The sequence below is a fragment of the Variovorax gracilis genome, assembly GCF_030317115.1.
GTDB lineage: Bacteria > Pseudomonadota > Gammaproteobacteria > Burkholderiales > Burkholderiaceae_C > Variovorax > Variovorax gracilis.
On sequence record NZ_JASZYF010000039.1, the window covers coordinates 1 to 17949 of the forward strand.

Sequence of the window (17949 nt, forward strand, 5' to 3'; positions counted from 1 at the left end):
GCGCCTGCTCGATGGTGCCGGCGGGGTCGTACTCGACCGGTACGCCGACCACGTCGGCGGGGAGCGCGGGAAACGGCTGGGGGTACGCCCTGAACGCGGCCGTGTGGACGACGGGAGCCCCTGGGAACAGGCGCGCGCGCTGGCGCAGAAGGAAGTCGAGCGACTGCCTTGCCACGGCAATGACGACATCGGGCGGCCTTGCGGCGTACTTGCGCCGCAGATAGGTCGCGACGGTGTCTTCGTAGTCGTCTCCGACGAAGTCGGGATAGTCGAGGAACTCGGTAAAGACCTCCACCGGCCTGGCGGCGGTGTCCCGGATCGCACCTCTCAGGCCGCGCTCGACATCGACGTTGGCCGGCACGAGGCGGCCATTGGAATAGAGCACCAGCACGTGCCGGACGTCGGCGGCCATGCCTGCCGGGGCGATCAGCACGCAGCAGATCGCGACGAGCCACCCAGGCCAGCGTCCACTGTCGATGCCCATCGTTCGATCACATTGCAAGTGTCGGGATCTGGATGATCCGCGCAACCCACCCGCAAGTCCACTTGCCCTTTGGGGCAATCGCTTTGCCCTCGGACCCCGTTCCCAACAGCACGCCACAGGGCAAGGCGAAGAACCGCCGCGTCGAGATCGTGATCTCGGCGGCCAATCGGCCGTAGCCTCCCTCGTTCGATACGGTCGACTCAACGCACCGGCAATGGCTTGCCGGCCGTTGCGTAGAGTTCCGACACGGGAACCACGCGGCCGTGGAGCGGCAGAATGCGGTCGACCTTGAGGCCGAGCCGCTCCATGTTGGCGATCAGGTTGACATTGTTGGCATTCGGCACTGCCGGCGGCGGCGTGTTCGGTGCGGACGGCGTGAATGCATCCGCCTGAATCAACACCTTCTCGTTGGGCAGATAGACCATCAGGAAGCTGTCACTGTGGACGCTGCCCGTGATGCGGTGCACCTCGATCGGGCGCGAGGCGTCGCCCATGGCCAGTTGGTCGCCGACGGCAACGATGTCCGGGCGCCTGCCTTCCTGCGCCATGCGGTCGGGTCTCACGCGGTTCGGCTGCGCGAAGGCGCTCTCGAAATAGGAGACGTTGGCTGCCTGCGTGACGATGGTCGCGCCTTCGGCCACGGCCGTGCGCACACCGCCCGCATGGTCGAAGTGCGCATGGCTGTTGATCGCGAAGCGGACCGGCTTGCCCGGCGCGAGGGTCCTGGCCTGTGCGAACACCGCCTGGGTGCGGGCGTCGTTGAGCGGCGTCTCGACCAGGACGAGGTGGTCCCTCGTCTCGATCGCCACGCTGTTGTGCGAGCCGCCGCCGAGGAACCACACGCCTTCGGCCACCTTCTCGGCGGTGACGCGTTCCCCCTGGTTGCGGGCCGCATCAGGAATTTGCAGTGCTGCGGTGTCGGCATGGGCCTGGACGTCCTTGACCGTGAGGTCCAGCACCTCAAAGCCGCCCATGGTCTGCCTGATTCGCATCGGGAACTTGATGCCGGCGATGTCGCGGTAATCGGAATAGGACGTGACCGTGCGGGTGTCACCCAGCACCGGATCGGGAAAGACGGAGTCCACCTGTGTGACGAGCCCCTCGCCATTGAGCTGGGCGGTCGCGCTGAAGCGGCCCGGTTCGACGAACTTCAGCATGGCGCCGCCGTCCGCGCCGCGGACCGCTTCCGCGTTGTTCCGCGCCGCTGCCTTGAGCACGCCGTGCGGCGTGATCCAGAGCTGATGCATGCGATCGGAGACCAGGCGCGGCACCGGTACGGCGCCGTTGGGCGTCTGGTTCCACGCCACGTCGCCGCTCAACGACTGGTCATTGCGCTGCTGGCCGGCGAGCGGATAGCCACCACCGCCCGTTGGCTCGGCGCGGCTCAACACGACCTCATCGCGCATCGCGCCCTTGTCGTAGTCGATGGTGCGGGTGAACGAATGCAGAGTGATGCGCGGCCAGGTCCCGCCGGGCTTGTACGCCTGGCCGAAGGTATGGCCGGTGCCCTCGGCCGTGTAGCGCAGGCTCTGGGCGTTGGAAGCGCCCATGGTCGCCGCAGAACGGGCGAGGACGTCGGCGGCGTTGTCCGACCTGGAGGCGCAGGCGGCCAGCCAACAGGCCATGCCGATCACGAAAGCCGAACGGAATGCGCCGGTGCGTGTCAAGGCGAATCGCATCATCGTGTCTCCTGTTGTCGGCGAACCCGAGTTCGCCGCGCCAGATTGTGCTACTTCCCAAGGGAGCGAAGGTGCGGGGCTTGACTCGACCGAGGGCGCGCACTAGCGTGTCAGGCGGTGCATGCAGGCGTGTTGCCCACGCCATTGCGAAGCCGAGGCCTCGCGAATTTCTGAAGGAACATGAGAGCTTCTTCGACCGGCAGCGTCCGACGACGAGCGATGCTGCTGGGCATGGCGCTAGCGCTCGGCGCCTGCACCACCTACGGGGTGGTCGAGAACGTGCCGCTGACGCCGGCCCCTCATGGTCCTGTCTATTCGTTGGGGGGCTTTGTCGAGAATCACCGTCGCCGTTCCGACGAGTTGATTCTGGCTGTCGCTTTCTCGGGTGGCGGCACGCGAGCCGCAGCCTTGTCCTACGGCGTCATGCAGGAGCTGCGCGACACCCATGTGCAGATGAATGGCAAGGACCAGAGCCTGCTCGATGCGATCACCGTCATCAGTTCGGTTTCCGGTGGAAGTTTCACATCGGCCTATTACGGCCTCTACGGCAATCGCATCTTCGTCGACTTCGAAGAGCGATTCCTGCGCAGCGACGTCGAAGGCGCTCTGTTGCGCGGCCTGATGAATCCCGCGCGATGGTTCAGCAGCCACGGCCGCACCGAGGTGGCGGTGTCCTACTACCAGCAGGCGCTTTTCGGCGATGCGACTTTCGGCGATCTGGTCAGGCGTGATGCCCCGTTGATCCTGATCAACAGTTCCGACCTCAGCTCGGGCGGGCGCTTTTCGTTCGTCCAGGAATACTTCAACCTGATGTGCTCGGACCTCAGCCGCTTCCCGCTGGCCCGGGCCGTCACTGCCTCGAGCGCCGTGCCGGTGCTGTTCGGGCCGGTGGTACTGGAGAACTACGGCGGCTGCGCGCGCGGCATGCCGCCTTGGCTCGAGGCTGCCAGGAAGCGCGACACGGACGACGCGTACTTGAGCATGGTCGTGCAGGACGACCTCTCGTACCAGAACAAGGTCACGCACAAGTACGCCCAATTGGTCGATGGCGGGATCACCGACAACCTGGGCCTTCGCGCATTGCTGGACGCGGTCGATCTGGCCGGTGGTGCGGAAAAGTACATCCAGTCGCTCGGCATCGCGACGCCGCGCCGCATCGCCATCATTTCGGTCAACGCAGCGGCCGACGCGCCCGGGGGCATCGGCGAGAGCAGTCGGCAGCCGACCTTCGAGCAGACGATGAGTGCCGTCACCAATGTCCAATTGCATCGCTACAACGTGGCGACGCTTCAGCAGATGCAGCAAAGCCTCGATGGCTGGACGCGTGAACTCACGACACCCGAACGGCCCGTGAGTTCGTACTTCGTACGCCTGAGCTTCGAAGACGTGCCGGATGTTCCGCTGCGCCGCTTCCTGAACGAGATTCCGACCAGCTTCGTCCTGGACAAGGAGCAGGTGGCACGACTGATCGCCACCGGCCGCGAGTTGCTTCGCAACAATCCGGACTATCAGCGTCTGCTGGCCGGCCTGCGCGCAGACAAGGTCGTTCCGAAATCCCCCGCCGCGCCCTGATCTCGACCCGCGCTATCCGGCGGAGCGCAGTTTGCGTTCGGCCCGGTCGCGCAGCAGGTCGTAGATCGGCGGAATGCCGAGCAGGTTCATCACGACCATGGCGCCGAAGCAGGCGGCCAGCATCGGCAGCAGCAGATTGACGCTGCCCGTCATCTCGACGGCCAGGCAGATGCCCGTCAGCGGCGCACGGACGACCGCCGTGAAAAATGCCGCCAGGCCGACCACGGCATAGGCGGTCGGCGATCCGACGTCCGGAAGCGACTGCCCGCACAGCCGCCCGAACACGAGGCCGATCTGCGCGCCGAGGACCAGCATCGGCGCGAACAAGCCGCCGGGCGTGCCGGCCGCATAGGAAAGCGGACCGAGCGCGAAGCGGATGACGAATATCAAGGCGATCGTGGACAGCGATCCGGCATCGAGCAGGGTCTGCTGCGTGATCGCGTCTCCGCCGCCGACCCACTGGGGTGCCAGCCAACCCAGGAGGCCGACCCCGCCGCCGATCAGCGCTGCCCGAGCCGCGACCGGGAGCCCGCCGGCCCGGTCGGCGATCGCCAGTGCGCCCATGACGGCGCGTGTGTAGGCGGCAGCCACGAGCGCGGCAATGACACCGAGGGCCACATGGACCGGCACCGTCGCGAAGCCCGGGAAGGCTTGCGCCGGCACGGTGAAATCCGGCTCCACGCCCACGAACACGCGCGCGACCGCGATCGCGCCCGCCGACGCGCCCAGTGCCGCGGCAGCGGTGCGCGTATCAAAACGCCGCAGCAGTTCCTCCAGCACGAACACCGCGCCGGCGATCGGGGCGTTGAAGGCGGTGGCGAGACCCGCTCCCGCGCCCGCGGCGAACAGCACTCGGGCATCGACCTGACCGCGCCGGAACAGCCGGCCGATCACGTCGGCGATCGAGTGTCCCATCTGCACACTGGGTCCTTCGCGACCGAGCGCGAGGCCGGAGCCGATGGCGAGCACGCCGCCGAAGAACTTGACGATCGCAGTGCGCACGGGTCTGCCCGGGTCGCCGCCGTTGATCGCGGCCTCGACCTCCGGTATGCCGCTGCCTGCCGCGTTCGGGGAAAACCTGCTTACCAGTGCTGCGGCAAGCGCAGTGGCTGCAGCGGCGCTCGCGACGACGAGCAGAAGGCCAGCCGCGCCCTGCTGATGCGCCCAGCCAATGAAGTCGCCTCGGAGGGCATCGGCCCTTTCAAGCAGGAGCCGGAATACGGCGCAGACGAGACCCGTGACACATCCCACGAGCAGCGACAGCAGCGCGAGAACCAGCGTGCCGGCCCTGCTGTCGTCCTGATCGAGATTTCGCGCCATTTAGATGTCACCCGACGGGCGGCCCCCAGCACCTTCATCCTGGCGCCGGATGTTGCCACACATGCGTTCGACGGCGGCATCTTTCGCAGCGACTGCGCGACTGCGGATGAGCCGCGTGCGAATGCATGCCCGTCAGCTACCGACCCTGACTCAACCGACGGGCCCCTTGATCAGTCAGGTATTCGCAGCCCTTTCGGTCCGATGCCACCAGGCCGTTGGACCACAGCCGATGCGACACGTCGGCCGGTTCGTTCGGGGCGCTCTTTCCATTCTGGTTTGCCAGCCTCTGCAGCCTGTTCCACTGGTCGTTGTTGAGTCGGATTTTCTTCGCCATATCCCGTCTTGAATCTGGAATCGTTGACGCAGCCAAAAACGGCGAGGTCGCAGGTGTCGATTCTTCGAGAGGGCGGTACTACTTTGGTACGTACTTTGACATGTCGTCCAAGTTGGAGCGTGTAGAAAGTCACAGAATGGAGGAAGGGAGAGCCGTCCGAAAGGGGGTATCCATGAGAGCGCTTCACCGGGCGACGGATCGGTCCGACGTTGTGCGGCGGGCCTTCATTGGCACCGCGGTGACGTTCGTCGCGGCGCCGTGGCGCGCGCAGGCTCAGCCTTCTGCACGCCAGGCCCGGATCGGCTTTCTCAGCGGCGCCACCCTTGGCCCCGGTCCCACGCAGGGCATGGTCGAGCCGTTCACACGCGGCATGCGCGAATTGGGCTATGTGGAGGGGCGGAACCTTGTCATCGAGTTCCGCTGGGCCGACGGCAAGGCAGAACGGCTGCCCGAGTTGTTGGCCGAACTGCTGCGCCTCGAAATCGCCGTGCTCGTGACGACCGGGATTGGCCCGCCCATGGTGGCCAAGCAAGCGACCAGCACGCTGCCGGTGGTGGCCGTGCTTGTGGATGATCCCGTGCAAATGGGACTTGCAGCAAGCATCGCCCGCCCCGGCGGCAACTTCACCGGGATCTCTGGCGCATTCTCGGGAATCCTCGCCAAGCGCTTTCAGTTGATGAAGGACATCGTGCCGTCGGCGCGCAAGTTTGCCGTGCTGTTCAACCCGGACACTGCAACGCAAGGCGGCATCGAGAAAGATGTCGCGAGCTACGAACGCGTGCTCGCGGTGCCGGTACGGGTCCTCGGGGCGCGTGGTCCGGACGACTACGACGCCGTTTTCGCAAGAATGGCGAGCGAAGAGGTCGACGCGGTCGCGATCCTCGCCGACCCTACGTTCTTCGTCCACCGTGCCAGGCTCGGCGAGCTGTGCGTGAAACACCGGATGGCTTCCGTCTGGGGCCACAAGGACTACCTGGGAAGCTGGGGCGTGGCCTCGTACCAGGGCAGCTTCCCGGCAATGTTCCACCGCGCGGCCGCGCTGGTCGACAAGATCCTCAAGGGCACGAAGCCGGGCGACATTGCGTTCGAGCAGGTGACCAAGCTCGATATGGTCATCAACCTGAAGGCCGCGAAGGCGCTGGGGCTCACGGTCCCGCAAAGGGTGCTGCTGGGTGCGGACGAAGTGATCGAGTGAACCTGCGAATGACGCGCCGAGCCTATCGGCCCGGAATCAGCGCCTCGATCTCCTTGATCACGGCTTCCTTCTCCCGGTTGTAGATCTGAGGGTTGGCAGGATCGATGGCGTGCGCTCGATCTTTCGCTTCCTCGTACTTCCGACGCAAGTCCGGACGGCGTTGGAGGATCCCGATGAAGGCCAGAGAGTCCTTGTGAACCGGATCGCCCCGGTGGCAGATGTGGATGTTGATGTTGAATCGCCTTCCCTGATGCAGGACCGAGGCGCAGACATACGGCTTCTCATCCTTGTCTACCCAGACCGGCCGACGATGGAAGCCGGCGAGTTCGAACTCAACCTGCTTCTCTCGCAGATTCGACTCATTGGTGATGGCCGCAATGTCGATCATCGGCTTGCCGCGCAGCTCTGCCACGGCGGTACTGCCGATGTGCATGAGTTCGACGTCTGCGAGACGGGCCAGCGCATAAGCCCTGACCTTGCCAAAGACGTCGGCGTAGATGGGGTCGTACGGAACGATGTTCCGATGCTCAAGGCCTTCGTCGAACGGTTCGATTTTCATGCGTCACTTCGGCGCCCGATTCTGCGCGCCGCCCGCTCCGATTGGCAGATTCCCACCCAAATCTGTCGAAATGCGACCTAGGCTCGAATCCGACAGATGCCTACATTCGATCTCCAACGATGCGGCGCCGACCTGAGCGCCAGCAAGTCACTGGAGACAACATGATCGACAGCATGGATGCGTTGCACGGCAACGCCTTGGAAGAGACAGCAACGACTCGGCGGCCCTGGGTCCAGTCGTACGGCGACATCGCGCCGCACATCGATCCCGATGCCTACGGCTCGATCGTCGAGTTGCTCGAGCAGGCGATGGTGCAATACGCCGACAAGACAGCCTTCCGCTCGTTCGGCCAGAGCCTGAGCTTTCGCGACGTCGACCGGCTGTCGGCGCGCTTCGCCAGCTGCCTGCAACGCGAGCTTGGCGTCCGCAAGGGCGACCGCATCGCGGTGATGATGCCCAACCTGGCGGCCTTCCCCGTGGTCTTCCTGGGCATCGCGCGGCTGGGTGCGGTGCAGGTCAATGTCAACCCGCTCTACACCCCGCGCGAGCTCGCGCACCAGCTCGCCGATGCGGGCGTGAAGATCATCGTCGTGTTCAACGGCTCCACGCCGACGCTCGCCGAGGCGGTCAAGGAAAGCCCCGTCGAGCACATCATCGGGGTCGCCCCCGGCGACGCATTGCCGAAGCCGCTCCCCGGCCCCGTGCCCGATGCAAGGCTGGGTGCCGTCATGCCCCTGTCGGAGATCCTGCGCGAGGACAAGCCGTCCGGCTACCAGGCCCCGGCGCTCACCGGCGACGACCTGCTGTTCCTGCAGTACACCGGCGGCACGACCGGCCTGTCGAAAGGCGCCTGCCTGTCGCACCGCAACCTGGTGGCCAACACCGAGCAGTACAAGGCCTTCATGCACTCGACCATTCGGCCGGGCGATGAGGTGGTGGTGACTGCCTTGCCGCTGTATCACATCTTTGCGCTGATGGTGAACTTCATCAGCTACTTCTCCGTCGGGGCGGAGAACTGGCTGGTGGCCAATCCGCGCGACTTGGACGGCCTGATCGACACGTTCAAGCAGTCCCGCTTGACGGTGTTCGCGGGCGTCAACACGCTCTACGCGGGCCTGGCTGCGCACCCACGCCTCAAGGAAGTGGACTTCACGAACCTGCGCCTGTCCGCCGGCGGCGGCGCTGCGGTGATCGAAGCCACCGCCGCACGCTGGAAGGAGGTCACGGGCTGCCTGATCCTCGAGGGCTACGGGCTGTCGGAAACGAGCCCGGTGCTTTCGATCAACCCGCCGTCCGTCGGCAGGTTCACCCACACGACCGGGCTGCCGGTGCCTTCCACGGACATCAAGCTGGTCGACGACGAGGGCCGCGAGGTCTCGCTGGGCCAGCCCGGCGAGATCTGCGCTCGCGGACCGCAGGTGATGAGCGGCTACTGGCAACAACCCGAGGCCAACGCGGCCGCCTTCACGGCGGACGGGTACTTCCGCACCGGCGATGTCGGCGTGCTGGACGAGCAGGGATTCCTGAAGATCGTCGATCGCATCAAGGACATGATCATCGTCTCCGGATTCAATGTGTACCCGAACGAGATCGAAGCAGTCGCGACCGCATGTCCCGGCGTGGCGGAGTGCGCGTGCGTGGGCGCGCCAGACGAGAAGACCGGCGAGGCCCTGCGCCTTTTCGTCGTGAAGGCGCCGGGCGCGACGCTGAGCGAGCAGGACGTCATCGACCACTGCCGCGCATCGTTGACCGGCTACAAGGTGCCCAGGCTCGTACGTATCGTCGAGGCCCTTCCCAAGTCCACAGTGGGCAAGATCCTCCGGCGCGAGTTGCGGGACGTCGCCTAGCCCGACCCCGCCTCCTGGCCCCGCCTCACGCGCGCTGCACGTCCGGCAGCTTGTAGCTACCGTCGAGCAGCGGCTGCGTCGGCACGTAGGTGCGCACGATGAGCGCAAACTGGCCTTCGGGTGCCGGCAGCCAATTGGCCTTCGCGGTCTCGTCCGTGGGCGGCCGGTGCGACAGGTGCAGCGTGAGCGAGCCGTCGGCGTTGAACTCCAGCTCGTCGGCATCGAGGTTCACCGTCCCGATGTTGTGGCGGCCGTTCGGGCTCGCGGGCAGCATGTAGTAGTCCTGGTCGTACATCGAGAGCGACCAGAAGCCGCCCTTGTCGCGATCGACAGGTGGCAGCGCACCCTTCGGGAAGCTCATCGTGTAGTCGTATCGGCCGTACAGCAGCGCGCCGCCGGCGTCGGTGCCCCGTATCCAGTAGATCGCCTCGCGATAGTCGTTGACGAAGATGTAGATCACCGCCGCCTGCGCGCGGCCGAACCAGTCGGTGCCCCACGCGCCGCCATTCTCCTGTCGCTGCCAGCCATTGCCGCTGGCATCGACGCCGACCTGGTGGTACTTGGCACCGTCGTGCAGCTCGGCATCGGCTTCGAGCGCCACCTGGTCGAGCAGCGTCTTCCATGCCTGGTTCGTCTCTCTCAGCGCGAACAGCGTGCGCGCCTGTTCAGCCATGGGTGCGTCGTCAGCGCCGACGGTCGGGTTCGCGTCGAGCGCCTTCTTCAGGTCGTCCCAGAAGGTCCTGACGTTCACCGGTCGACCGCGCAACAAATCGGGGTCGGCGGCCACCATCTCGGCCGTGAGCCCCGGCGGGAAGACCTTGTTGCGCGCGCTGGCTTCGCAGTCGAAAGCGAGGCGGCCCGGCCGGTCCTGGCTCAGCGGCACGATGCCGATCTGGTTGAGCACGGCGCGTGCGCGAGCCTTGGCCTCGGGCGCATGCGCGGCGAAGCTCCGGCCGAACGCGCCGCCCACGTTGGTCGGCGAACGCAGCACGTCGATGAAGCCGGCCGGCTTCTCGCCCTCCCAGCCCGGCCCCACCAGCAGCAGCTTGCCGCCCGGCGTGCCCGATGCCGAGCCCAGCTGGTGCGTCACATTGGTGAAGAGATCGACGATCTGAATCGTCCAGTAGTGGCCCTTCGGCACATCGGTCGGTGTCTGGATCACCACGCTGTCGCTCGCCAGGTCGAACAGGCACACGCCGTAGATCGTGTCGTTGTTGGGCGTAACCACCTTGCGTTGCGACGGTGGCAAGTAGTCCGCGAGGTAGCCCATGCGATTCTTCGGCGCACCCGGAAACAGCCCCAGCGTGGCACCGGGTTCCTTCATGAGCTGCCACGAACTCGTGCGGCCGAAGGTATCGACCGCCGGATAGCCCCAGTAATAGACGATGCGGGCGAGCGATTCGACGTACTTCGCATTCGCCAATTGCGCGGGGACGCCGGCCGCGTTGGCGAGATCGGCGTGCGCGGGTGTGAGGGCCCTGACGGTGTAAGGCGAGGTCATGGTCGACTCCAAGAGGACTTCACGCTGGTTTGCACGGCACCGCCTGGTCCGAGAACGCGTGCTCCAGGGGAAGCGACATGCTAGGAGCGCGGCATGCCGCCCGCAACGGCCCTTTGGTGCAAAGGACCTTGCATCCCTAGGCCATCGCGCTGTCGCGCAGTTCCTTGCGATAGCCGTCGAGATCCAGAATCTTCTGCTTGGCGGCGGCCTCGCGTTCACTCACGATCTGCTCCAGCTTTGCCGAGGCCGTGACGAAATACGCGTCCAGTTCTTTCCCCTCGATATACCTTCCGCTGAGCTTGTTGAGCTTCGACCAGCCATCGGCAAAGCTCTTGCAGAACCTGTCGCACACGATGCGTACGGCATTCCACTCGGCCTGCTCTCTGACAAAGAACTTGTCGCCACCCTGGATGAGATTCTTGAAGTAGTTCTCCCGAATTTTCTCCTTCTTGGCGAACTCGTTGAACAACGCGATATCGAGTTCGGTTTCCTGGCTGATCCGGTCCATGAAATCAGCGAACGACTTGAAGAAGAACGCGATCTCCTCGATGATTTCCTTCGCTCGCTTCAGCGCACTGATACTCAGATTGAGCGAGCGGATGGTGAGCTTGATGGTCTCCTGATCGTCCCGCTTGCCCTTGAGCAACGCATTGATCTTGACCAGCTCCGCGTTTTGGGTGCGCCTTTCCTTTTCGTAGGTCTCGACCTTGTCCAGCATCTTCATCTGCATCTCGCGCAGACCGGCCGCGGTGTTTTCGAGCTTTTCCGTCATTTTCCCCAGGCCCTTGTCCAACGCCGTGAGAGAAGCCTGAAGGCCGGACAGGACGCCAATGAGCACTGCGTACTTGTCTTCCTCGGTTTTCAACTCCTCCTTCTTTTCCTTGATTCGACCTTTGAGCTCTTTGGCGGTTTCGGACTCTTCCTTCTTGTCCGGCTCCGCGGCAGCAGCTTCTTTGTCCTTCGGATCTTTTTCCTTTGGAGCCTTGTCCTTCGCCTCTTCTTTTTTCAATTCGTTGTCGAGACCTTTGATATCCCCCTTCAGCGCGGTGATCTTCTTTTCCGCCACGTCGGCCTCGGCCTGTTTTTGCGATAGCTCTTTCTTCTTGCTGATGATCTGCTCGTCGGCGCTCGCGTCAGGCTTCACGTCGGCATTCTTGTCCCCGAGCGTGCGGTTGACCGTGCTTGCGGCCGCCGATGCGACGATAGATGCACCGCCGGTGGCCGAGGCCGTCACCGCAGTGACAATCGCCGGAAGCGCCCCCGCCAGCATCTGCGCGCCGATCTGCACGATCGACATGATGAACGCGCGCTCCTCTGCGGTATTCGCCCGGCCTTCGTAGTCACGCGCCTTCTTGTCGTATTTTTCCACCTCGAGCTGCAAGTCCTTCACCAATGCATCGAGTTGCTCGCGCTTGGCAGTCGACTCGTTGATCTCTTTTTCGATTGCAGCCTTGTCTTTCAGCTCGCTTGACAAGGCCTTCTCGCTGGTCGATGTCGCTTCGACGGTTCTTTTGATAATGCCGGCATACGTGGCTGCAATGCCGTCCAGTTCCTTTTTGACGCCTAGCGCTTTTGTCTTGATGTTGGTGGCCAGGTCGAGAATGTCGCTTTTGAGGAACTCCTTGATTTCCTCCACGCCTTTTGTGTTTTCGGCGCTGTCGACTTTTCTGACGTCAAGCCAATCCGCATGGATGTTGCCGAGCTTGCCGATGACGAAGTCGGAGACCTTCATCGCGTTCGACATCGCGACTTCGCTGTCTTGCTGTGCCGTGATGAGGCTATTCATGATGTCGCCGATTTTTACGCGAATTGCTCCTTCCTTCTGGGGAGTCGTGTTGTAGGCGATGTATAGAAGATCGATCGCATGGTCCGTATCCGTCTTTGCGCGATCGACGTTGTAGGTGCCCTCGATTTTCTTCACGTAGAGCTTGGAGATTTCCGCATCGGGCTCGGGGAGCTTGATGGGCGTTGCGGCGAGAATCTTGTCGACCTGGGTCGATATGTCCTTGTTGAGCTTCGCTTCGCGGCTTTCAAATACAGCTATGCTTGCCATGGCGTTTCCTATTCATGGTTGTTGCAAATTTTTCAGGACGGCTATTGCGTGACGCAATCGCTCATCCATCCCTGGCCGAGAGTCTTTTCGGTTTGCGAGACGGCAATGGAGTGTTTGTTGATGGCGGCATCGGCCTCCTTCCCGAAGAAAGAAAGTGAATTCAAGGTACGTCTGCGCTTGTCTTCGAGATTGACCTCTTTGGCTTCGTTGAGCGCCACGGTGAAGTCGCTGATCAGGATCTTGAAGGGCTGCATCAATGCACGGACTTCGGAGAGCACCTTGCTTGTAGTGCGAAGCACTGCCTCGGTCTGGGTGATCGCCGCATCAGTCTCCCGCGCACGTTGCCTGGTTTCCGTGAGATCCTTTTCACTGGCATCCAGTTTGGATTTCGCGAAATCCATGCTTTCGCGTGCGATTTGCTCTTTTTTTGCGGCGGCGGCGATGTCGCCTTCATAACTCTTGATCTGGCCGAAAGTCTTCGCTATGTTCATGTCGGCTTCGCAAGTCAAGCCCCAAAGGCGTTTCCAGTCTTTTTCCGCCTGACACTGTCGGATCCAATCCTCTTGCCAGCGCTTTTGCGCTTCGAGTTGACGGAGTTCGCGCTGCAAATTGCTCAGTTTCCCTTGTTCCGAACGGAAGCTTTCGTTGAATCCGTCGTAGGCGGCCTGTTGCGTCCCGATATTGCGGGTCAATTCCTGTTCCTGGGTGCGGAGTTTTCCGAGAGCGATTTCCTTGTCCTTGCGCTGCGAAGTGAGCTGGGAGTCCCGTTGGCTGAGACACGCCACTCGCCGGTTAATGTCCGCCTGTGAATTCTCGACCGCCTGGAGTTTCGACTTGAATGCCGCTATTTGCGTGTCGTACGGGTCTTGGGTTTGCGCGCCGAGATCGAATGCGACGGCGCTGAGGAGGAACATGCCAAATGCTGTTCCGCGGATCAGGGTTCCAAAAGGCCTCACAGCTTCCCCCTATTCAAGACCATCTGCAAAACTGACGATGCGGGCGGAGCTCGGGCCACGGCCAAGCTGGAATGCTCAGGGCGAAGGTCGACCTGGATAAGGCGCCCTGCGTACTCTACGGGTTGGATTTCTGCAGGGCTACCTGCCGCTGGCGAGCAATTCCCACTCGACGCTGGCATTGTTGAATGCGCGGACAATGTCGTGGGTGCCGTCCGTGTTCGTGCAATAGGAATTCACATCCTTTTGCATTGCGTCGAATTGACTTTGCAGGTTTTCCCGCGTATCCGCATTGGGAGCTGGATTCTGCGTGAGAATCGCGGCAACCTGCTGTGCCGATCCTTGCAGCCTCTCGAAGGCTATTTGATGAAGGGATTTTCGGCTTTGTGCGCGTCCCTGGTACTGTGCATTGGCAATGATATTCAACGAATTGATGATCAAGCCGACGTCAGCCATGGAAATACTCCTCGAATAAACAGGTCGAGAGCAGCTGCGTAATTGTTATTTTTACGCAGGGAGAGGTTTATAGATCTGCCGTGCGCACCTGTCAACAGCCTGCGCCGGCGATTTTTCTTTCGATCAAAACCTGCTTTTCTTGCCTATCGAGAATTGGCTGCCGCCGCAACATTCCTTAAGTAATATCCGGTCCCGTTCTCAATTACTTGCTTGAACTCCGGGACGCTTAAAGTAATCCTAAATTACTACCCGACGCTCTGCTGGACGCGGCGCGTCGCCGGTTGAAGTCGAGGAATGCGACAGGTCCCGCATCCGGCGGACGGTGCGGAAGCGTGGAGCCGGGGAAGCTCGGCGGCGAGCTTTCTGCGTCAGAACTCCAGGAAAGCCGTGTTCCCCGAGTGATCCCGTGTGGACCAGTCGTCGATGAAGTCGCGAGCCCTCGCACAGAGCGCGAGTCGTGCGCTCGGAAGATCCAGGCGGGAGGTCGCCAGGACGACCCTGCATCGGTGCACGTCGGCATAGAGCAGATCGGCATGCCCCGACCAGACGTCGTCCGCACGTGTGGTTTCGAGTCGCACCAGCCATCCCCGGTACTCGAAGTCCGTATCCGGTGACAAGGCTTCGTCGAGGTCGCGATCTGTTTTTTCCATGGTCGAGGCGAGCGCGGTCATTCGAAGATGACGGTCTGTGCTTTGAGCACGCCGTCGACGACCTGGTTTCCATGAATGTTCACCTTCACACCGTTGCGCAGGTTCGCAGCCGTGCCGTTGGGGAACAGGACGCCGGGCCCGCCTGCATCGATGGGCTGCCCCTTCACGCGGAAGTCGGCGGGCGAGTTGAAGGCGCCGACGGTGCCGATCAGGTCGAAGGAGGCAGGCCCGCCGGTGCCCGGTACGTGCCGGATCTTGAGCTTGGTGGCCTTGAGGACGCCGCGGGAAACGACGCCACCGACTTCCACCTTCACGCCGTTGCCCACGGCGCGCGCCGGTCCGCCGGTGACTTGCGCCGAGGATGCGTCGACAGGGAAGCCGAGCACACGCAGCGAACCGACTCCCGCGTAGTCGGTGACGATGCCCGCGAATTGCGCCGTCGTGGCGTCTGTGGTCGGCAAGGGATACCACCACTGCACGAGCGTGGCGACCATCCCGCTCGCAGAGAAGGTGTCGGCGCGCACTCGCACGATGGTTCCGTTGGCGAGCGGTCGGCCGTCCAGGCTTCCGCTCAGGACTGCCCGGCCGTAGTCGACCACGAGTCCGCCGAGCGTGAAGGTGTGCGCTGCCGCGTCGAGGTTCTGCACCGTGCCGGTGAGGATGGCGGGAGAAGGCTCACGCTGTTCCACGCGCGTCGCTCGCAGCATGCCCGGTGCGCCCGGCAAGCCCCAGACCTGCAATGTGCGTCCTGCCGGAATGGCCGCGAGACCGGATGCATCCGCCCACACGGTGGCCTCGTCGGTCGTCACCGTCGTACCGAGGATGACGAAGCTGCCTTGCGACAGGTCGACCGATCCCACGGGACCGCGAATGTCGGCGGCCGAATCGACCCGACGGGCGATGCCACTCGTGAAGCTTGCGTTGACCGGCCCCGTGACTTTCGCGGTCATGCCCAGTTGCAGACCCGTGGGCGCGTCCTGGACGTTTCCGATGGCGGTCGTCGTGTCGTAGCGCAGTCCGTTGACGATGATGCTTCCCGCGCCATCGACCGCGCCGACGCCCGTCGCATCGGCGGTGCTCACGCCGGTGCCGCCGGAGCCGACGCCCGAACCGTCGTCACCACTCGCGGCCGTTGTCGAACTTCCATCATTGGCTGCAATGCCGCCGATACCGTCGCTTGCACCGCTCGGGCTCGTATCGCCAATGGAGCCGACGGGGCTTGCGACGCCGGAAGTCCCCGATGCCGATGTGCCGACGGGCACCATCGCGCCGCCTCCGCCACCGCCGCCTCCGCAGGACAGAAGCAAGGCGATCCACAGCGACAGAAGGACATTGCGAAGCAGGTTTCTGTTCATGCTTTCTTTCCCGATGATTTGGAGGGTCCCGCGGGCGCGGCAAGGTGCTCGGCCCGGGCGTCTTCGTAGTAGGTGTAGATGCCGACCCGGATGCGCCCCGAAGCCGTCTTGTCCGCGCCCTCATAGGCGCGTCTCATCTCGCGCGCCAGCTCGTCATGAAGACCGCCCCAGCGTTCGCGCGCGAGCTGGTGAATGCGCTCGCATTCCTCGAGCGATATGCCGGCCGCGAACACCGAACGCTCCAGCATGGGAGCCTTCTCGCCGATGGTGTTCGACACGCCCGCCAGGAGGTGATCACGCGAGTTGTCGCCCAGGAACGCGAGCATCCCTTTCAAGTCGCTCGCCGGCACGAAGCCCGCCACGGCGAGCTCGGTCGTGCCGTCGCGCTCGGTAACCATGTGAAGCCGCACCAGTTCGTCGAGGATGGCCCTGTGGTGCACGTTGCCTCTGCTGGCGCGTCGCGCGACAGCCTCGAAGGATGGCACCGATTCGTCTTCGGACACGATCTGCAGCGTGCGATTCGCCGGGTTGTCCGCGAACATCTGCAGCCATAGCGTCAAGGTCCTGGCTTCAGCCGACATCTCCGTCTGGGGCAATGAGCCTGCCTCTTCGCGCACCCTCGTGGTGACGACTTTGCGGTTCAGCCCCGTGGTTACCGACAACTGGCTGATGTTGGGTTCGGTGCCTTTGTCGATCCACGCGCGACGTGCTTCGTCGACCAGGATGTCACGAAGCAATTCCTCCAGGTGCGCATGCTTGACGCCGAAGGCAAGTGCGAGCCGGACCAGCGGCCGCAGCACGCGGGCGCAGGCCTCGACGACCCACGCCAACTGGCCTTCCCTGCCCTGCGCCATGCGTTGCCGGAGCGCTCCCCGGCCCCGTTCATGCTTGGCGTTCTTCGATCCAGTGTGTTTCGTGGCCATGGCGTTGGTTGGCGACCTCAGCGGCCTGGGCCAGCTTCGCACGGTTGGAAGGGATGTCCGGAATCCACAGGCCGTGACGTTCGTCGGTGAGCGCATCCTGAACCTTGTCTGAACGACGCAACCTGATCTCGATCAGCACTCGCAAGGTCTTGTCCACCGCGTGGCTCCTTGTTGCGGAGGGAGGCGTTAACCACCAGTTACCAACGGGACAGCGACATCAGCCGCTGTCTTACAAGTTCGTCCCGGTCACTATAAGACAACAGCACTACAGATGTGAAAGTTTCACATTAATTGTTTCTCTACTCCGGGAGAGTGCGATGACAAGACCCGACACGCGCAACACGAATGCGGTGAATCGAAGCCCGAGGCCTTCGCTGCCTCCGCACGCAATGAGCGCACGCAAGGCGTGGGTTGCCGCTGCGCATGCCAGGGAGGCGATGCAGTCGCGCATCGTCAGCGCATTCGGCCGCGACATCGCGGGTGCCGGGCCCGGGCCAACGGACTTCGACCTGCAGATGTTTGCAAGGCTCGCCGTTGCGGAGCGACGATTGAAGCGTGGCGTCGGCAGAGCCAAGGTCCTCTGGCCTTGCGTCGGCACGCCGGCTCCGTTCAATCGCGCGACGCTGCCTGATCAGGGAGAGCGTCCATGACCGCCGCCATTCACCTCGGCGAAGCTGGCGGCACGCAGCGCACGGTCGCTTTCGGAAGTCTCGTCGATCTGGCGAGGCTGCAAGTGGGCACGCCTTCCGCCGAGATCTGCGATGCGTGCAACACCATCAACATGGGCTCGGCACGCTACTGCAAATGCTGCTCGCACAAGCTGCCGGCGTTCTATGCGCCCACCAAGGACAACGCGAAAGTCGAGCGCGGCAACATGTTGCCCTGGCACTCGCTGACCATGCCGGACCGCGCGTCCGCGATGGACTTCGTGGCCTTTGCGGTGGTGATCAATCTGCTTGTGGTGATCACTGCATCGATACCGATTCCCTGAGTCCCCGTCCTCTCTCGCTGCCATCGCCATGACCAAGTTCTGCGAGTCCTGCCACACGGCGAACAGGGACCGTGCGA

17 protein-coding genes are annotated in these 17949 nt (G+C 63.5%); 5 read left to right on the forward strand and 12 right to left on the reverse strand.

Translation table 11 applies throughout. The features are described from left to right. Positions 1-484: hypothetical protein (locus QTH97_RS33030; protein WP_286572817.1), on the reverse strand; the 484-nt coding region annotated here is incomplete at its 3' end. A gap of 200 nt (positions 485-684) precedes the next feature. Continuing rightward, complete coding sequence (locus tag QTH97_RS33035) at positions 685-2166, reverse strand: MBL fold metallo-hydrolase (protein ID WP_286572818.1); 1482 nt, start codon at positions 2164-2166, stop codon at positions 685-687. Between the two features lie 177 nt (positions 2167-2343). Here QTH97_RS33035 and QTH97_RS33040 point away from each other — a divergent pair, with 177 nt between their 5' ends. Next, entirely contained in the window at positions 2344-3735 is a 1392-nt protein-coding gene (locus tag QTH97_RS33040) for a patatin-like phospholipase family protein (RefSeq protein WP_286572819.1), read from the forward strand. Between the two features lie 12 nt (positions 3736-3747). Here the strand turns inward: QTH97_RS33040 and QTH97_RS33045 are convergent, their stop codons facing one another. Further along, complete coding sequence (locus tag QTH97_RS33045; protein ID WP_286572820.1) at positions 3748-5055, reverse strand: ClC family H(+)/Cl(-) exchange transporter; 1308 nt, start codon at positions 5053-5055, stop codon at positions 3748-3750. Positions 5056-5270: 215 nt separating this feature from the next. Here QTH97_RS33045 and QTH97_RS33050 point away from each other — a divergent pair, with 215 nt between their 5' ends. Further along, positions 5271-6584: an ABC transporter substrate-binding protein gene (locus QTH97_RS33050; RefSeq protein WP_286572821.1), complete on the forward strand. Its 1314-nt coding sequence runs from the start codon at positions 5271-5273 to the stop codon at positions 6582-6584. 22 nt (positions 6585-6606) lie between these two features. On the opposite strand, the gene QTH97_RS33055 is transcribed toward QTH97_RS33050, so the two are convergent. Further along, positions 6607-7143 (reverse strand): GrpB family protein, encoded by a 537-nt coding sequence (locus QTH97_RS33055; protein ID WP_286572822.1) that lies wholly within the window; start codon positions 7141-7143, stop codon positions 6607-6609. Positions 7144-7304: 161 nt separating this feature from the next. On the opposite strand from QTH97_RS33055, the gene QTH97_RS33060 reads away from it, so the two are divergent. Then, entirely contained in the window at positions 7305-8990 is a 1686-nt protein-coding gene (locus QTH97_RS33060) for an AMP-binding protein (RefSeq protein WP_286572823.1), read from the forward strand. A gap of 25 nt (positions 8991-9015) precedes the next feature. On the opposite strand, the gene QTH97_RS33065 is transcribed toward QTH97_RS33060, so the two are convergent. The 8 genes from QTH97_RS33065 to QTH97_RS33100 all read right to left on the reverse strand — a co-directional run bounded on the left by QTH97_RS33065 (position 9016) and on the right by QTH97_RS33100 (position 17038). Next, complete coding sequence (locus QTH97_RS33065; protein ID WP_286572824.1) at positions 9016-10491, reverse strand: DUF1254 domain-containing protein; 1476 nt, start codon at positions 10489-10491, stop codon at positions 9016-9018. Between the two features lie 136 nt (positions 10492-10627). Then, positions 10628-12544, reverse strand: coding sequence for a coiled-coil domain-containing protein (locus QTH97_RS33070; protein ID WP_286572825.1), 1917 nt, complete (start codon positions 12542-12544; stop codon positions 10628-10630). Between the two features lie 41 nt (positions 12545-12585). Then, a complete protein-coding gene (locus tag QTH97_RS33075) occupies positions 12586-13458 on the reverse strand; it encodes a hypothetical protein (RefSeq protein ID WP_286572826.1) in 873 nt (290 codons plus the stop codon). Between the two features lie 180 nt (positions 13459-13638). Next, entirely contained in the window at positions 13639-13953 is a 315-nt protein-coding gene (locus tag QTH97_RS33080; protein WP_286572827.1) for a hypothetical protein, read from the reverse strand. A 368-nt stretch (positions 13954-14321) separates the two neighbouring features. Continuing rightward, on the reverse strand, positions 14322-14603 hold the full coding sequence (locus tag QTH97_RS33085; RefSeq protein WP_286572828.1) for a hypothetical protein: 282 nt from the start codon (positions 14601-14603) through the stop codon (positions 14322-14324). A gap of 17 nt (positions 14604-14620) precedes the next feature. After that, positions 14621-15958: a DUF5666 domain-containing protein gene (locus QTH97_RS33090; RefSeq protein ID WP_286572829.1), complete on the reverse strand. Its 1338-nt coding sequence runs from the start codon at positions 15956-15958 to the stop codon at positions 14621-14623. Beyond that, a complete protein-coding gene (locus QTH97_RS33095; RefSeq protein ID WP_353655691.1) occupies positions 15955-16881 on the reverse strand; it encodes a DUF6502 family protein in 927 nt (308 codons plus the stop codon). The genes QTH97_RS33090 and QTH97_RS33095 overlap by 4 nt, the downstream gene beginning before the upstream one ends. Further along, entirely contained in the window at positions 16841-17038 is a 198-nt protein-coding gene (locus QTH97_RS33100; protein ID WP_286572830.1) for a hypothetical protein, read from the reverse strand. Before QTH97_RS33100 ends, QTH97_RS33095 begins: the two co-directional genes overlap by 41 nt. 160 nt (positions 17039-17198) lie before the next feature. Here QTH97_RS33100 and QTH97_RS33105 point away from each other — a divergent pair, with 160 nt between their 5' ends. Together QTH97_RS33105 and QTH97_RS33110 are read left to right on the forward strand one after the other, a co-directional pair. Next, positions 17199-17531: a hypothetical protein gene (locus QTH97_RS33105; RefSeq protein ID WP_286572831.1), complete on the forward strand. Its 333-nt coding sequence runs from the start codon at positions 17199-17201 to the stop codon at positions 17529-17531. Then, positions 17528-17872 carry a hypothetical protein gene (locus QTH97_RS33110; protein ID WP_286572832.1) on the forward strand — a complete coding sequence of 115 codons (345 nt, stop codon included), beginning with the start codon at positions 17528-17530 and terminating at the stop codon, positions 17870-17872. Before QTH97_RS33105 ends, QTH97_RS33110 begins: the two co-directional genes overlap by 4 nt. Positions 17873-17949: the final 77 nt, after the last annotated feature.

Coding starts and splice junctions, on each gene's coding strand:
- QTH97_RS33080 (WP_286572827.1), bottom strand. CDS start 13,953: ATGGCTGACGTCGGCTTGATCATCAATTCGTTGAATATCATTGCCAAT.
- QTH97_RS33075 (WP_286572826.1), bottom strand. CDS start 13,458: ATGTTCCTCCTCAGCGCCGTCGCATTCGATCTCGGCGCGCAAACCCAA.
- QTH97_RS33055 (WP_286572822.1), bottom strand. CDS start 7,143: ATGAAAATCGAACCGTTCGACGAAGGCCTTGAGCATCGGAACATCGTT.
- QTH97_RS33090 (WP_286572829.1), bottom strand. CDS start 15,958: ATGAACAGAAACCTGCTTCGCAATGTCCTTCTGTCGCTGTGGATCGCC.
- QTH97_RS33065 (WP_286572824.1), bottom strand. CDS start 10,491: ATGACCTCGCCTTACACCGTCAGGGCCCTCACACCCGCGCACGCCGAT.
- QTH97_RS33105 (WP_286572831.1), top strand. CDS start 17,199: ATGACAAGACCCGACACGCGCAACACGAATGCGGTGAATCGAAGCCCG.
- QTH97_RS33060 (WP_286572823.1), top strand. CDS start 7,305: ATGATCGACAGCATGGATGCGTTGCACGGCAACGCCTTGGAAGAGACA.
- QTH97_RS33085 (WP_286572828.1), bottom strand. CDS start 14,603: ATGGAAAAAACAGATCGCGACCTCGACGAAGCCTTGTCACCGGATACG.
- QTH97_RS33035 (WP_286572818.1), bottom strand. CDS start 2,166: ATGATGCGATTCGCCTTGACACGCACCGGCGCATTCCGTTCGGCTTTC.
- QTH97_RS33070 (WP_286572825.1), bottom strand. CDS start 12,544: ATGGCAAGCATAGCTGTATTTGAAAGCCGCGAAGCGAAGCTCAACAAG.
- QTH97_RS33110 (WP_286572832.1), top strand. CDS start 17,528: ATGACCGCCGCCATTCACCTCGGCGAAGCTGGCGGCACGCAGCGCACG.
- QTH97_RS33095 (WP_353655691.1), bottom strand. CDS start 16,881: ATGGCCACGAAACACACTGGATCGAAGAACGCCAAGCATGAACGGGGC.
- QTH97_RS33040 (WP_286572819.1), top strand. CDS start 2,344: ATGAGAGCTTCTTCGACCGGCAGCGTCCGACGACGAGCGATGCTGCTG.
- QTH97_RS33045 (WP_286572820.1), bottom strand. CDS start 5,055: ATGGCGCGAAATCTCGATCAGGACGACAGCAGGGCCGGCACGCTGGTT.